Annotated in this window: 15 protein-coding genes; 6 read left to right on the top strand and 9 right to left on the bottom strand. The window is 65.2% G+C overall.

Annotation, left to right across the window (positions count from 1 at the left end; translation table 11 throughout):
* Window positions 1-75: 75 nt before the first annotated feature.
* From dnaN to SARO_RS07150, 4 genes are all read right to left on the bottom strand, one after another.
* Window positions 76-1,203 (bottom strand): DNA polymerase III subunit beta, encoded by a 1,128-nt coding sequence (gene dnaN / locus SARO_RS07165; protein WP_011445087.1) that lies wholly within the window; start codon window positions 1,201-1,203, stop codon window positions 76-78.
* A 185-nt stretch (window positions 1,204-1,388) separates the two neighbouring features.
* A complete protein-coding gene (gene fabG, locus SARO_RS07160; RefSeq protein ID WP_011445086.1) occupies window positions 1,389-2,153 on the bottom strand; it encodes a 3-oxoacyl-[acyl-carrier-protein] reductase in 765 nt (254 codons plus the stop codon).
* Between the two features lie 5 nt (window positions 2,154-2,158).
* On the bottom strand, window positions 2,159-3,094 hold the full coding sequence (gene fabD, locus SARO_RS07155; protein ID WP_011445085.1) for an ACP S-malonyltransferase: 936 nt from the start codon (window positions 3,092-3,094) through the stop codon (window positions 2,159-2,161).
* A gap of 57 nt (window positions 3,095-3,151) precedes the next feature.
* Entirely contained in the window at window positions 3,152-3,973 is an 822-nt protein-coding gene (locus tag SARO_RS07150) for an LD-carboxypeptidase (RefSeq protein WP_011445084.1), read from the bottom strand.
* Between the two features lie 86 nt (window positions 3,974-4,059).
* On the opposite strand from SARO_RS07150, the gene SARO_RS07145 reads away from it, so the two are divergent.
* Window positions 4,060-5,487, top strand: coding sequence for a glutamate ligase domain-containing protein (locus SARO_RS07145; RefSeq protein WP_011445083.1), 1,428 nt, complete (start codon window positions 4,060-4,062; stop codon window positions 5,485-5,487).
* Between the two features lie 19 nt (window positions 5,488-5,506).
* On the opposite strand, the gene SARO_RS07140 is transcribed toward SARO_RS07145, so the two are convergent.
* Window positions 5,507-6,040 (bottom strand): GNAT family N-acetyltransferase, encoded by a 534-nt coding sequence (locus tag SARO_RS07140; protein WP_011445082.1) that lies wholly within the window; start codon window positions 6,038-6,040, stop codon window positions 5,507-5,509.
* 199 nt (window positions 6,041-6,239) lie between these two features.
* Between SARO_RS07140 and SARO_RS07135 the strand changes: the two genes are divergently transcribed.
* Window positions 6,240-6,605: a PilZ domain-containing protein gene (locus SARO_RS07135; RefSeq protein ID WP_011445081.1), complete on the top strand. Its 366-nt coding sequence runs from the start codon at window positions 6,240-6,242 to the stop codon at window positions 6,603-6,605.
* 12 nt (window positions 6,606-6,617) lie between these two features.
* On the opposite strand, the gene SARO_RS07130 is transcribed toward SARO_RS07135, so the two are convergent.
* Together SARO_RS07130 and SARO_RS07125 are read right to left on the bottom strand one after the other, a co-directional pair.
* Window positions 6,618-7,562 (bottom strand): DUF808 domain-containing protein, encoded by a 945-nt coding sequence (locus tag SARO_RS07130; RefSeq protein WP_011445080.1) that lies wholly within the window; start codon window positions 7,560-7,562, stop codon window positions 6,618-6,620.
* A gap of 91 nt (window positions 7,563-7,653) precedes the next feature.
* Window positions 7,654-9,813 carry a putative bifunctional diguanylate cyclase/phosphodiesterase gene (locus tag SARO_RS07125; RefSeq protein ID WP_234007415.1) on the bottom strand — a complete coding sequence of 720 codons (2,160 nt, stop codon included), beginning with the start codon at window positions 9,811-9,813 and terminating at the stop codon, window positions 7,654-7,656.
* Window positions 9,814-10,005: 192 nt separating this feature from the next.
* Between SARO_RS07125 and SARO_RS07120 the strand changes: the two genes are divergently transcribed.
* Window positions 10,006-10,293 carry a putative quinol monooxygenase gene (locus SARO_RS07120; protein WP_011445078.1) on the top strand — a complete coding sequence of 96 codons (288 nt, stop codon included), beginning with the start codon at window positions 10,006-10,008 and terminating at the stop codon, window positions 10,291-10,293.
* 28 nt (window positions 10,294-10,321) lie between these two features.
* A complete protein-coding gene (locus SARO_RS20190) occupies window positions 10,322-11,482 on the top strand; it encodes an acyltransferase family protein (RefSeq protein ID WP_011445077.1) in 1,161 nt (386 codons plus the stop codon).
* Here the strand turns inward: SARO_RS20190 and SARO_RS07110 are convergent.
* Window positions 11,454-11,879: a hypothetical protein gene (locus SARO_RS07110; RefSeq protein ID WP_011445076.1), complete on the bottom strand. Its 426-nt coding sequence runs from the start codon at window positions 11,877-11,879 to the stop codon at window positions 11,454-11,456. The genes SARO_RS20190 and SARO_RS07110 overlap by 29 nt on opposite strands.
* A gap of 22 nt (window positions 11,880-11,901) precedes the next feature.
* Complete coding sequence (locus tag SARO_RS07105; protein WP_011445075.1) at window positions 11,902-12,678, bottom strand: enoyl-CoA hydratase; 777 nt, start codon at window positions 12,676-12,678, stop codon at window positions 11,902-11,904.
* A gap of 208 nt (window positions 12,679-12,886) precedes the next feature.
* Here SARO_RS07105 and rpsF point away from each other — a divergent pair, with 208 nt between their 5' ends.
* Window positions 12,887-13,249, top strand: a complete 363-nt coding sequence (gene rpsF, locus SARO_RS07100; protein WP_011445074.1) for a 30S ribosomal protein S6 — start codon at window positions 12,887-12,889, stop codon at window positions 13,247-13,249.
* Window positions 13,250-13,252: 3 nt separating this feature from the next.
* Window positions 13,253-13,477, top strand: a complete 225-nt coding sequence (gene rpsR, locus SARO_RS07095) for a 30S ribosomal protein S18 (protein ID WP_011445073.1) — start codon at window positions 13,253-13,255, stop codon at window positions 13,475-13,477.
* The last annotated feature ends 4 nt before the right edge of the window (window positions 13,478-13,481 follow it).

Below are 13,481 nucleotides of genomic sequence, written 5' to 3'. Positions count from 1 at the left end.
ACCGTTAACCATCCATCGATTGCAATCGCAGTTCACCAGTCCCGGGAAAGGTTTGCTTCCCCGGGACCAGCCCCCTCAAACGCGCATTGGCATGAGAACGTAAAGCGCGGCCGACTTGTCGTCCTTGCGGATCAGCGTCGGCGCGCCCGCATCGGCCAAATGCAGTTCCACGGTGTCACCGTCGATCTGGCTGAGAATGTCCTTGAGATAGTTGGCATTGAAGCCGATCTCGAAGCCGGTCGAGCTGTAGTCTGCCGGCAGCTCTTCGGCCGCCGTGCCATTGTCCGGGCTCGTTACCGACAGCGTTACACGGTCGTTCTCCAGCGCCATCTTGACCGCCCGGGTCTTTTCCGTGGCGATGGTCGCCACGCGATCCACGCCTTCGAAGAAAGAGCGCGGATCGAGCTTCAGAAGCTTGTCGTTTCCGGTCGGAATGACGCGGCTGTAGTCGGGGAACGTCCCGTCGATCAGCTTGCTCGTAAGGACCACGCCGTTTTCGCCACCCAAGGTAAAGCGGATCTTGCTGGCGGAAAGGTCGATCAGCACCGCGCTGTCGAGCACTTCTTCGAGCAGCTTGCGCAGTTCGCCCACGCACTTCCTCGGCACGATCACGTCCGGCATGCCTTCCGCTCCATCCGGGCGGGTGATGGTGAAACGGGCAAGACGGTGGCCGTCGGTCGCGGCGGCTTTCAGCACCGGCTGCGGATCGTCGGAAACGTGCAGGAAGATACCGTTGAGGTAGTAGCGCGTTTCCTCGGTCGAGATCGCGAAGCGCGTGCGATCGATCAACTCGGCGAGCGTGCGCGCCGGGATCTCGAAGCTGGTCGGGAGATCGCCTTCGACGATCACGGGGAAATCGTCGCGCGGCAGGGTCGGCAACTGAAAGCGGCTGCGGCCAGCCTTCACGATCATGCGGTTGTCCGACGTCTCCAGGCTGACCTGCGAACCGTCGGGCAGCTTGCGCGCGATGTCGAACAGGAGGTGCGCAGAAACCGTGATGGCGCCTGGCGCTTCAACCGAGACCGCGCTCATCGTTTCGATGATCTGCAGGTCGAGGTCGGTTGCCATCAGGCGCACCGTGCTGTCGGGCGCGGCTTCGATGAGCACGTTCGACAGGATGGGGATGGTGTTGCGGCGTTCGACCACCGACTGGACGTGGGACAAGCAGCGCAGCAGCGTAGCGCGTTCGATCGTCGCCTTCATTCTCGTCTCGATCCCCCGAGGAGCGGGCCTTCGCCCTTTCCTTGCATTGACTGGGCCGAGGAATCGCGTCCCCGGCGTACGGTTCGGACCATCTGTCTTAACGCGAGGGCGGGCAGCGGCAAGCGCCACTCCCGCCCTGTGCCCCTAAGTTGGGGATAAAAACGCCCGAAATCGGGATTCAGAGGTCAGGAAATCATCGCCATGCCGCCGTTCACGTGCAGCGTCTGCCCGGTAACGTAACCTGCTTCCTTCGACGCGAGGTATGCAACCGCCGCGCCGATGTCGCTTCCCTCGCCCATGCGCCCCATCGGAATGCGGGCGTTGAGAGCGTCCTTCTGCCCGTCGGGCAGCACGTCGGTCATCGCCGTCCGGATGAAACCGGGCGCGACGCAGTTTACCGTGACGCCCCGGCTTGCCAGTTCTTGGCCCAGCGACTTCGACATGCCGACAAGCCCAGCCTTGGCGGCGGCGTAGTTGACCTGGCCGGGGTTGCCGGTGGCGCCGACCACGCTGGTGATGGTCACGATGCGTCCGAAACGCGCCTTCATCATCGGCTTGGTCGCGGCCCGCATAAGGCGGAAGGCCGCCTCGAGGTTCACGCGGATCACCGCGTCCCATTCCTCGTCCTTCATCCGCATCGCCAGGTTGTCGCGGGTGATGCCGGCGTTGTTCACGAGGATGTCGAGCTTGCCCAGCGTGTCGAGCGCCGCCGGGACGAGATGCTCGACCTGCTCGGTGTTCGAGAGGTCGCAGGTGATCTCGACATGGTCGTTGCCGTAAGTGTCGTTCAGTTCCTCGCGGAACGCGCGGAGCTTGGCCGGATTTGTGCCAGAAAGCGCGATCCGCGCACCCTGCCGGGCCAGCGCATGGCAGATCGACGAGCCGATGCCGCCGGCCGCGCCCGTCACGAGGGCGGTCATGCCGGTAAGGTCGAAGAGACGATTTTCCATGGCTCTCAGAGCTCCTTCAGGATGGCTTCGATGTCGGCCATGCCGACGACGCTGGTGATGGAGACGTCCGCAACGGTGCGGTTGATCATCGGGCCAAGGACCTTGCCGCCAAGTTCGATGAACTGATCGACGCCGGCCTCGCGCATCGCGATCGCGCTTTCGCGCCAGCGCACGCGGCCCGTTACCTGTTCGACCAGCAGGCGCTGCACCTCTGCCGGATCGGTCACGATCGATGCCGTGACATTGGCGAACAGCGCGACGCGCAGGGGTCCAGGCGGCGTCTTCTCGAACGCCTCTGCCATCGCGTCGGCTGCGGGCTGCATGAGAGGGCAGTGGAACGGTGCCGATACCGGCAGCAGCACGCCCCGCTTGATGCCGTGCTCCTTGACGAGGCCGACCGCACGCTCGATCGCGCCCTTGTGGCCGGACAGCACGACCTGCGTCGGATCGTTGTCGTTGGCGACGGTGCAGACTTCGCCTTCGGCGGCGGCCTCGGCCAGCGCCGTTGCCTTCTCGATGTCCGCGCCAAGAAGCGCGCACATTGCGCCCTCGCCCACAGGCACCGCCGCCTGCATGGACTGCCCGCGCAACTTCAGAAGTCGGGCCGTGTCGGAAAGGCTGAATGCCCCTGCCGCACAAAGCGCGGTATATTCGCCAAGGCTGTGCCCGGCGACGAAGTCCGCCTTGTCGGCCAGGGTGATGCCGCCCTCCCGCTCGAGCACACGAAGCACCGCGATGGCGTTGGCCATGATTGCAGGCTGTGCATTTTCGGTAAGCGTCAAAGCGTCTTCCGGGCCGTCCTTCATGATCTGGAACAACTTCTGGCCCAGCGCGTCGTCAACCTCCTCGAAGACCTCGCGGGCTGCCGCGCTGGCTTCGGCGAGTTCAAGACCCATGCCGACCTTCTGGCTGCCCTGCCCCGGAAAAACGAATGCTCGCATCTGACACTCCCAATTTGGCGCCGATATTCGGCGTGCGCCCTATGTCGCACCTGCCTGTCAGGCAAGTCCGAAGGGCACGATCCTGTTGTCAACGTCGTGGCCGATGTCGGCGGTGCCAAGAAAGGCGATGCCCGCACGGTGACACCAATGACGCGCCATTTCCTCGACGCTGCATCCGAACGGCCGGTCGTTCTCGGGCACGTCGCTGACCCTGCCTAGCCGCAGCCCCGCAATTCCAGCATCTGCTAGGCAGCTCGTCACATGGAACAGCAGCCGGTCGACCGCGTAGTGGTGCTCGGCCACTTCCTCGATCATCACGACATGCCCGGACAGGTCCGGCAACAATCGCGTCCCGCAAAGCATCGCCAGCGTCATCAGGTTGAAGGCGACCGCCGGCGCACCAGCTCCAAGCGTCGGCTCAAGCCCCTCTCGCGCGCCCGCAAGCCACCCCAAGGTCCGCCTTACCGCGCTCTCGCCCTCAGGTCGACGGATGTCGACAGGCATCGGCGCATGAACCGACCTGCCGATCCGGTGCGCGTAAAGCGCCGCAAGCAAGGTCCCGGCATCCGAATAGCCGAGGTACTGCTTGGCACTCGCAGCGCGTCCAAGCCTTGCCAGCGCATCCTCTGCGATACGGTTCGCACCGTATCCCCCACGCACGAACCAGACCGCCTCGAACGCGTCGTCGTTGGCGCATTCGAGAAAGGCGGAGAGGCGCAGCGCATCCGACCCCGCGAAGTGGCCTTCGCTGGCAAAGCACTGCTCGTGAAAGGACAGCGAGAGATCCGGAAACTCGGCCGCAGCCAAGGCGATGACGCGCGCGGAGTCTTCGCGCGTGAACGGGGTCGACGGGGCGCAGATGGCAATGCGTCTGGTCACCACGTCTCCCTAGACCGGTTCGCCCCTGCGACGGAAGCCGCAATCCCGAGGTTGTCACCGGGCGCGCGGGCGCATACCGGAATGGCATGACGAACACCGCGCTCCCCACGCCCTCCTCACTTGCCGATCACGACTGGTTCTTCTGCGGCATCGGGGGATCCGGCATGCTGCCGCTCGCATTGATCCTGCGTGGCAAGGGCGCTCGCGTCGCAGGGTCGGACCGCAGCCGCGACCAGGGACGGACGCCGGAAAAATTCGCGTGGCTCGAAGCCTGCGGGTTTTCGCTGTTTCCGCAGGACGGCACTGGCATTTCCTCGCCGGACCAGATCCTCGTGGCCTCGGCGGCGGTCGAGGATACCGTGCCCGAAGTCGTTCGCGCGCGGGAACTCGGCTGCGCGCGGATGAGCCGGGCCGAGCTCCTCTCCGCCCTGTTCAATACCGCACCGGTCGGCGTGGCCGTCGGCGGCACCAGCGGAAAATCCACCGTCACCGGCATGACCGGCTGGATCCTGACCTACGCCGGGCGAGATCCGACCATCATGAACGGCGCGGTGATGAAGAACTTCGTCGCGCCCGATGCGCCGTTCGCGTCGGCCAGGGTCGGCAAGGGCGAGGCATTCGTCTCCGAGGTCGATGAGAGTGACGGGTCGATCGCACTCTACAATCCTGCGATCGCCGTGCTCAACAATGTCAGCCTCGACCACAAGAGCCTTGAAGAATTGCGCGAACTGTTCGGCGACTTCCTGGCACGCGCAGACACCGCAGTCGTCAACGCAGATGACCCGGAAAGCCTTGCCCTGATCGGCCGCGCAGGGCGTGCCGTAACATTCGGGATCTCGAGCGAGGCCGACATATCGGTCGAACACGGCTCGATCGCCGAAGGACCGACGTCGATCGGCGCCACGGTGATCGACCGCAGGGACGCTTCGCGTCACCCGCTCACGCTCAAGATTCCGGGGCGCCACAACCTCGCCAATGCGCTTGCGGCCGTAGCGGCCGCCAATGCCGCCGGGCTTTCGGTCGCGGAAGCGGTCGCATCGCTGGTCGGGTTCGAGGGCCTTGCCCGCCGTTTCGACATCGTCGGCACCAGCGCATCGGGCGTGACGGTGATCGACGATTTCGGTCACAATCCCGAAAAGGTCGGCGCCACGCTATCCACGCTGAAGGCCCATCCCGGGCGCGTCATCGCGTTTTTCCAGCCGCACGGCTACGGCCCGCTGCGCCAGATGGGCGCGGAACTGGCAGAAGTCATGGCGCGAACCCTGGACGCCAACGACATTTCCGTCCTTTGCGACCCGGTCTATTTCGGTGGCACTGTGGATCGCTCGGTCGGATCGGAACGCATTGTCGACTTGATCCGCTCCCACGGCGGCAAGGCGGAGTACATTGCCGAGCGGACGGATTGCGCCACGCGGATCGCCCAGCTTGCCAGACCGGGCGACCGTGTCGTGATAATGGGCGCGCGCGACGACACCCTTTCCGCTTTTGCCCGGGACCTCCTGCAAGCGCTCTAGGGGGCGGCGCGCCGGACGCTCAGTCGAAGCGCTTTTCCAGCATCACCAGATGCGGATCTCCATCGATCCCGTGCGCCTCGAAGCCCTTCTCGCGCTCCAGTTCGATTGCCGCATGGTTTTCGCGGTCCTCGATCGAGATGACGCGCTTGAGCCCCCGCTTTCGCGCCTCCGATGCGAGCAGGTCAAGCATGGTCCAGCCGACGCCCCGCCCCCGGAAGTCCCGCCTGACCGCAACCGCCACTTCGCCGGTATCCATCACCGCATCGCAGGCGAGCATGGCCGACGCTACAAGTGCGCCGGTCTCGCGTTCGAACGCCAGGAAGCTCTCCGTGCGCCAGTGGTCGACGCGCGTCAGCGGGACGAGCTGGTCGTGGCTAACGTTCCTGCTGGCGGCAAGGAAGCGAAAGCGGCGATCCTCGTCGCTCACCTTTTCGAAGAAAGCCGCGAGCAAGCCTTCGTCTTCGGCATAGGCCGGTCGGACATCGAGCAGAAGCCCGTCGCGCGTCTCAAGCGGCACCAGCGGGGCCAGATCGCTCATCGAAGCGGCCGTCATGTCATGTCTCCTAAGGATCGTTCATCCGTGCGGACGGCTTAGCGTTCTGCCCGGCTCCCTCGTTGATCCATCGCAATCGCGGTGCACGAAGCTCGTGCAATTCACGCCCGGGCGATTGCAAAAAACCGGAGACCGCACTGAAAAGCGCACGCCCCCCGTCGTCCTAACCCTTGTAGTTAACGCAAGGGGAGGACTTGTCATGTGGCTCGATACCCATAGCGACCAATACGAGGCCCAACGCCGCGCCATCCGCGTCGGAATCGAACTTCCTGTCCGGGTCAAGCACGGCGCCACAAGGTCAACCGTCATCCTTAAGGACATGAACGTCTATGGCGCGCGCATCGAGGGGCTCGAAAAGCTGCGTGTCGGCGAACCCCTCTACCTGATGCTTCCGGGACTACAGCCCAAGCTTGCATTCGTGGTGTGGAGCCGCGACCGGGTGAGCGGCCTGGAATTCGAACATCGCCTGCACGACGAAGTGTTCCAGCTCCTCGTCAGCGACTTCGCGATCAAGCACTACCGCGAAACCCCGCCACCGCGCAGCCCCCAGCGCCGCGCGGCCTGATCCGACCGAAAATCAATGCTTCGCGCCGCGCATGTGCCCCACGACATGCACGACGACGGCCACGACCGCCCCCAGCACCACGCCGACCAGCGCCGAAAGCACAGCCTTGGCCAGCCAGCCAAGGACGCCGCCAAGCGGCCCGGTCGCTGCCTCGACGGCGTGCTGGACCGAATGGGCAACATCGGCCGGGCCGTGAACGCCCAGCACTTCCAGCCCGTGCAGGATGATCCCGCCACCAACCCAGAGCATCGCCGCCGTCCCGACGGTGGCCAGCAGTGCAAGCAGGACCGGCATCGCGCGCAGCAGGAAGCGCCCGACCTGCTTCGAGAACGCCGAGGACTTGCCCGTCAGGTGCAGGCCGATGTCGTCCATCTTAACGATCAGGCCAACCGCGCCATAGACAGCGACGGTGATCGCAATGCCCACGACCCCAAGGATCAGCGCCTGCTGTACCAGGCCCTCGGTCGAAACTTCGGCTAACGCGATCGCCATGATCTCTGCGGAAAGGATCAGGTCGGTACGGATCGCCCCCGACACGCGCTCGTTCTCGAACGAGGCGACATCGACCGGATGGTCCTCCAGCGTTTCGCCGTGCTTCTCGCCGCCCAGCTTCTCGAGGACCTTCTCAGCTCCCTCGAAGCACAGGAAAAGCCCGCCGCACATCAGTAGCGGCGTGATCGCGCCGGGCAGCAGCGCGCTGAGCGCCAGGGCGACCGGCAGAAGAATGACCAGCTTGTTGAACAGGCTGCCCTTCGCGATGCGCGCAATTACCGGCAGTTCGCGGTCGGGCGTGAACTCGGTCACATAGGACGGCGTCACGGCGGCGTCGTCAATCACCACCCCGGCAGCCTTGGTCCCGGCCTTTGCGGCGGCGGCGCTTACGTCGTCAAGCGACGCGGCGGCGGCACGGGCAATGACAGAAACGTCATCGAGAAGGGCGACAAGACCGGAAGGCATGGGTGAAACTGATCCTCGGCTGACTGCGTGACGGGTGCCGATGTGCGGGAACGCGCGGAAGAGCGCAAGGGTCCGCCGCCGATCGCAACCTTCAACGCGACCCGGGAACCGCAACCTGGATGAAGCGCGGCTTGCTTTGCGGCGCCGCGGTCGCCGTCGCGGCAGCCAGTGTCGACGGCGGCACGCGGTGGCGGGTGCACAAGCCACCCGCTCCGTCGCTGGTCAGGGGAGTCTCGAACTCGACGCCGATAACGGCCTCGTCCGACCGCACGACCATAGACACGACCAGTTGCCCTCCGCCGAGGTCGATCACCAGGCTCGTGCCCACCGGCACCCCCAGCAAGCCGTCGATCCGTGCGCCCGTCCGGGAAAGGTCGCGCATGACAGCCTCGTAGCGATGATCCTCGTGGACCACCACCACGCGGCGGAACACCGCGCGTCGCTCGGGCCGATGCCGCATGGGGCCGTTGGGCTCGATGCGCAAATTGCTGTCCGCAAGCCGCTCGGCCACTTCGGCATGGGGCATCGCATGGGCAAAGATATGTCCCTGCACCAGCTTGGCTCCACGCTCTCGCACCACTTCGAGCTGGTCGAATGCCTCGACGCCTTCCACGGTCGTCTCCATGCCCAGCGCGTCGGCCAGCCCGAGGACGGCCGATATGATCTTCGCGCTGTTCTGGTCCTTGGCGGCACACGTCTCGACAAAGCTGCGATCGACCTTGAGCTTGTCGAAGGGCGCCGAGCGCAAATAACTGAGCGAGGAATACCCGGTCCCGAAATCGTCGAGCGCCAATCGCACGCCAAGCGCCTTGAGCGCAGAGAACGTTTCTTCGACCGCTTCGCTGTCGCGCATGAACACCGTCTCGGTCAGCTCAAGCTCCAGCCTTTCGGGGTCGATCCCGCTCTGTGCCACGGCAGTTGCAACCGAGGTCACGAAGCCCGCAACGCCGAACTGGACGGGCGAGACGTTGACCGCCACCCGCACGCTGTCGGGCCAGGCGGCAGCATCCTCGCAGGCCTTGCGCAGGGCCCATTCGCCCAATGGCACGATGAGATTGCTCTCCTCGGCGATCGGAATGAACAGCGAGGGCGGGATTGGCCCGCGCTCCGTATGGTTCCAGCGCATCAGCGCCTCGAAGCCGACGACGATGTTGTCCTCGATCCGCACCACCGGCTGGTAGTGCAGTTCCAGTTCGTCGCGGGCCAACGCCTCGCGCAGGTCCTGATTGAGGATCGTGCGCTCCTGGGCCTCGTCCTTCAACTCGGTCGAGAAGAAACGGAACTGCCCGCGTCCGCCGTGCTTCGCGGCATAAAGCGCAAGGTCGGCGGAAGAAACGAGACCCTCGCGGTCCTCCCCGTCATGCGGCGCCACCGCGATGCCGACGGAAGTGCCGATCACCGCACGCTTGCCTTCGATGGCGTATGGCTGCGACACAATCTGGATGACCTTGGCGGCGAGTTCGCCAAGTCGGCCCCGGTCGTCGATGTCAGGCAGGATGATCTGGAACTCGTCGCCGCCCAGCCGGCCGATCTCGCCCCGCTCGCCCACGACCTTGCGCAGGCGCTCGGCGACCTGCCGAAGCAGTTCGTCACCGGCAGGATGGCCCATCGTGTCGTTGACGTGCTTGAACTTGTCCAGATCGAGCATCATCAGGCCGCAGCACCTGTTGGCCTGGCGGAACGCGGCCAGGATCGCATCCAGCCTGCGCGTCATCCTGTGCCGGTTGTAGAGCCCGGTAAGCGAATCGAATTCTGCCGCCCGCGAATCCTCGCGCTTGCGGGTGTATTCCTGCGTCACGTCACGCGCGAAACCGCGATAGCCGGCAAAGCTGCCATCCGGCGAAACGCTGGGCTGCCCGGAAAGAGACCACCACCTGCCGTCGCGCTCGTCCCCGGAAAATCGGACGACAAGATCGTTTATGCGTCCCCGCTTCGACAGCTGGAAGCTCAACGGCCTGCCGGCGCTTTCGCCGGGGCCGTCGCGGTCTGTTTCTATCAGGGTCGCGATTGGCCGCCCGATCATGCCGGCTGCCTTGGTATGAGCGGACAGGGAAACGTAGGTCAGGCGCCCTTCGGCGTCGGTCGCCCAAAGCCAGCCGAACCCAGCCTGCTCGAACGCGTCGAGAACGGCTAGCCGAGATGCAGGATCAACCTGCGCAGAAGATTCCTCGGGCGCACCCGCATCGGCTGCGACGGCACATTCGCCGCCGTCCGCGTCTGCGGCTCCGCCGCGCCCAAGGCTCCTGAACAATCCCCTGACAACCATCTACCGCCGGCCCTGCCGAACTTCTCCCGTAAAAGCCCGATGAGGTCATAAAAGCTTCTGGTTACTTCTGGCCTAACGCGATCCCATCCTGCACGGCGATGGGGTATCGGATCGGAGGCACAAGACAGCCGTCCCTGTGCGTGATAGGCGAAGCCCCAAAGCAAGGAGAACCAGTGGATGACGATTGCAAGGGTTTACCGGATGACCGCCGCGGCGGGCAAGGAACAGGCTCTGGCCGATGCACTCGTGGCGTTCATTCCGGTCGTGTCTGCGGTGCCGGGGTGTTCTGGCGCCGAGGCATTGCGCGATTGCGACGCTGCGGGCCGTTTCCTGTTCATCGAGAAGTGGACCTCGATCGACGCGCACAAGGCTGCGGGCAGTCACTTGCCGAAGGACGCCCTTGCCGGTGTCATGGGCGCCCTCGGCGCACCGCCGGAAGGGTCCTACGAAGAATATCTCGCCTGAAGTTGCGCCAGTGGCTAGGGGGGCGGGCATGACGCCGCCCTCCGGACGCCTTCATCACCTCGACGCCGCACGTGCGCTGCTGCTCCTGCTCGGGCTGCCGTTCCACGTCGCAACCAAGGCAATATTCGAAAGCGACCCGCCGGCGCTCGACTTCCAGCAATCGCTGGTGATCGGGGGCTGGGCCTCGCTCACCCACGTTTTCCGGATGTTCGCCTTCTTCATGCTGGCTGGCTACTTCGCCGGCATGATCCGAGAGCGAAAGGGCGCTGGCGCATGGCTGGCCGAACGCAGCCGCCGCCTTGGCCTGCCGTTTCTCGCGAGCATCCTGACGCTCGGTGCAATTCAGTACCAGCTTCAGGACGGCCTTCTCCACAAGCCGTCGCCAAGGTTCCTCGGCGCACCGCTGGCACTGGACCACTTGTGGTTCCTCGTCGTCCTGCTTGGCTTCTGCGCCGTTTATGCCGCTATTCCTGGATCGCGTATTCCCCAGGGGGGGCGCACGGGCCGGGCCTTGTGCCTGTCGGCGCCGGGCAGCCTCGCGCTCCTTGCCGCACTCGCCTTGTGGGGCCTCGTCCGCTATGCCGCCGAACAGGTCCCGGCCATTCCCGACGCGCCGAGCGAAACCCTGCTGTGGCAGCAGTTCCTGTTTCACTCCGCACCGTTCGCGCTGGGAGTCGTGGCATGGCACGCCCGCATAGGAGAGCGGATCTTCAACTTGCGCAGCCGCTGGATCGTGCCGGCCATTCTCCTGCTGCTAATCCCCTATTTCCCGCTCGATCCGCTGGTCCGCCCGGCGCTGGGCAAGGAAATCTACCCGGATCTGGCCGGCACCCTGGTCCTGCGCGCAATCGATCTTCCGCTGGCCTACCTGATGTCGCTTGGCCTGTTCCGGCTGCTTGCCGAACTCGTGCGCGGGCCCAGCCGCGTCGTCAGCTTCTTCGTCGACGGCGCGCTCGCCATCTACCTGTTCCACCTCGTCTGGGCGATGCTGGTCCTGCCCTGGGTCCGGGCGCTGCCGATCGCGGCGGAAGCGCAATGGATGCTAGCCTCACTCTTGGTGCTAGGCCTGTCGATGGCAAGCTACCTCGCCGCACGCTCGACCCGGCTTACCTCGGTGCTGTTCTGCGGGGCCGCGCCGAAACGACATCAGCCGAAGCACACTACTCCCGCCCGGCCAGCACGCCCCTGATCACCAGCGCGAACGCGCCTACCATCGCGAAGGACAGCGCGAACAGGAGGCCGCCGACGAGCCACTCCTGCCAGTCAGCTCCGGTGTGGCCGGCAGCCGTCAGCGGCATTGTAAGGCTGCCCACGCCCCAGACCGCGGCCAGAAGCGTCGCGAACCAGTTGGCGACGGTGCCGAACAGGAGCAACCCCCAGGCCCAGCGCTCGGCACTGGCGGAAAGGCGGACATGCCCCCATGCCGCGCCAAGCGCGATCATGAGCGTACCGTTCATCAGTCCCTCGAGATGCGACACCAGTCCCATCCTCGGGTTAGCCAGAGCACCGGACACGAACCCGGTCAGCATTCCTGCCATCACCAGTCCAGCACCAAGCAGCACCAGCCGCCGCCCCATTGCAGTCATCGCCGTTCCCCTCCCCTATCCGTCACGCCTGCCCGCGACCGCGATCCATCACCGCCCGGCGCCTTGCCTCGACCTCGTCGGCCCGCACCGTGCCATTCCGTTCGGCCGAAACGCGCGTCTCCAGCGCCAGCGCCTCGCCCATGGGCAGCGCATATCCTTCGTCGATCAGCCGCTTGTAGGTGCTCGCCATGTCCGGTTCGATCGTCGCCATGTCTTGCGCCAGGGCGATGGCGGCAGGCAGCAACTCGTCCGCCGGCACGACGCGGTTGACGAGCCCCCAGGCATGCGCCTGCTCCGCACCGATGAAATTTCCCGTCAGCGACAGTTCCTTGGCCCGCGAGATGCCGATCATCCGCGAAAGCTTCTGCGACAGGCCCCAGCCGGGCATGATGCCGACCCGCGCGTGGGTGTCGGCAAAGCGGGCATTCTCGCTGGCGATCAGCACATCGCAGGCCAGCGCCAGTTCGAACCCGCCGGTGACTGCGACGCCGTTGATCGCGCCGATCACCGGCTTGCGGCACTGCTCCACCGCCTTCACCGGATTGCGATCTGCGTCCTGCGCATTGGCCGCCCCGAGGTTGGACGTATCCGCCCCCAATTCCTTGAGATCGAGCCCGGCGGTGAACGCGCGCTGGCCCGCGCCGGTCAGAACCACTGCCCGCACCCCGTCGTCAGCATCGACTTCGCACATCGTACGGGCCAGTTCCACCCGCAGCGCGGCGGACAGCGCGTTCATCGCCTCGGGCCGGTTGAGCGTGACCACGGCAACGGCGCCGTGGCGATCGAGGTTCACAAGCATCGCGTTCTCCCTTAAGGGCGCGATTAAACCCAAGCGCTCCGGGCTTGGCAAGGGTCGCAGCGCCAAGTTCGCGCTTGCTTTCCACGCGGGAATCGCTAAGGCGCGGCCCTTCACCGGCATCTTGCCCGTGGAACGAAGAAAGCCGGAGGGGCCCCGCAATCCCGCGGACAAGCCAGCGATCGGTTAGTTAGATAAGGAAGCACGAAGCATGCCGCTTTACGAGCATGTCTTTCTCGCGCGCCAGGATCTGAGCCAGGCTCAGGTTGATGCGCTCGCGGCCGCCGCCACCGAAATCGTCGAGAGCAACGAGGGCAAGGTCACCAAGACCGAAACCTGGGGCCTCCGTTCGCTGGCCTACAAGATCCAGAAGAACCGCAAGGCGCACTTCGTGCTGCTGAACATCGAAGCTTCGGGCGCCACAATCGCCGAGCTCGAGCGCCAGACGCAGATCAACGAAGACGTGATCCGCTACATGACCGTCCGCGTCGACGAGCATGAAGCCGGCCCGTCCGTGATGATGCGCAAGAACGACCGCGAGCGCAGCCGTCGCCGCGAACGCGAAGGGGAATAAGACATGGCTCGTCCGTTTTTCCGTCGCCGCAAGAGCTGCCCCTTCTCGGGCAAGAACGCGCCGAAGATCGACTACAAGGACGTGCGCCTGCTTCAGGGCTTCATGTCCGAACGTGGCAAGATCGTCCCGTCGCGCATCACCGCCGTCTCGGCGAAGAAGCAGCGTGAGCTGAGCCAGGCGATCAAGCGCGCCCGGCACATCGGCCTCCTGCCCTACATCGTGAAGTAAGGAG

This window comes from Novosphingobium aromaticivorans DSM 12444 (assembly GCF_000013325.1).
GTDB classification, from domain to species: Bacteria; Pseudomonadota; Alphaproteobacteria; order Sphingomonadales; family Sphingomonadaceae; genus Novosphingobium; species Novosphingobium aromaticivorans.
The sequence above is the reverse complement of the archived record's forward strand: the minus strand, read 5'-3'. Positions and strand labels throughout refer to the sequence as shown.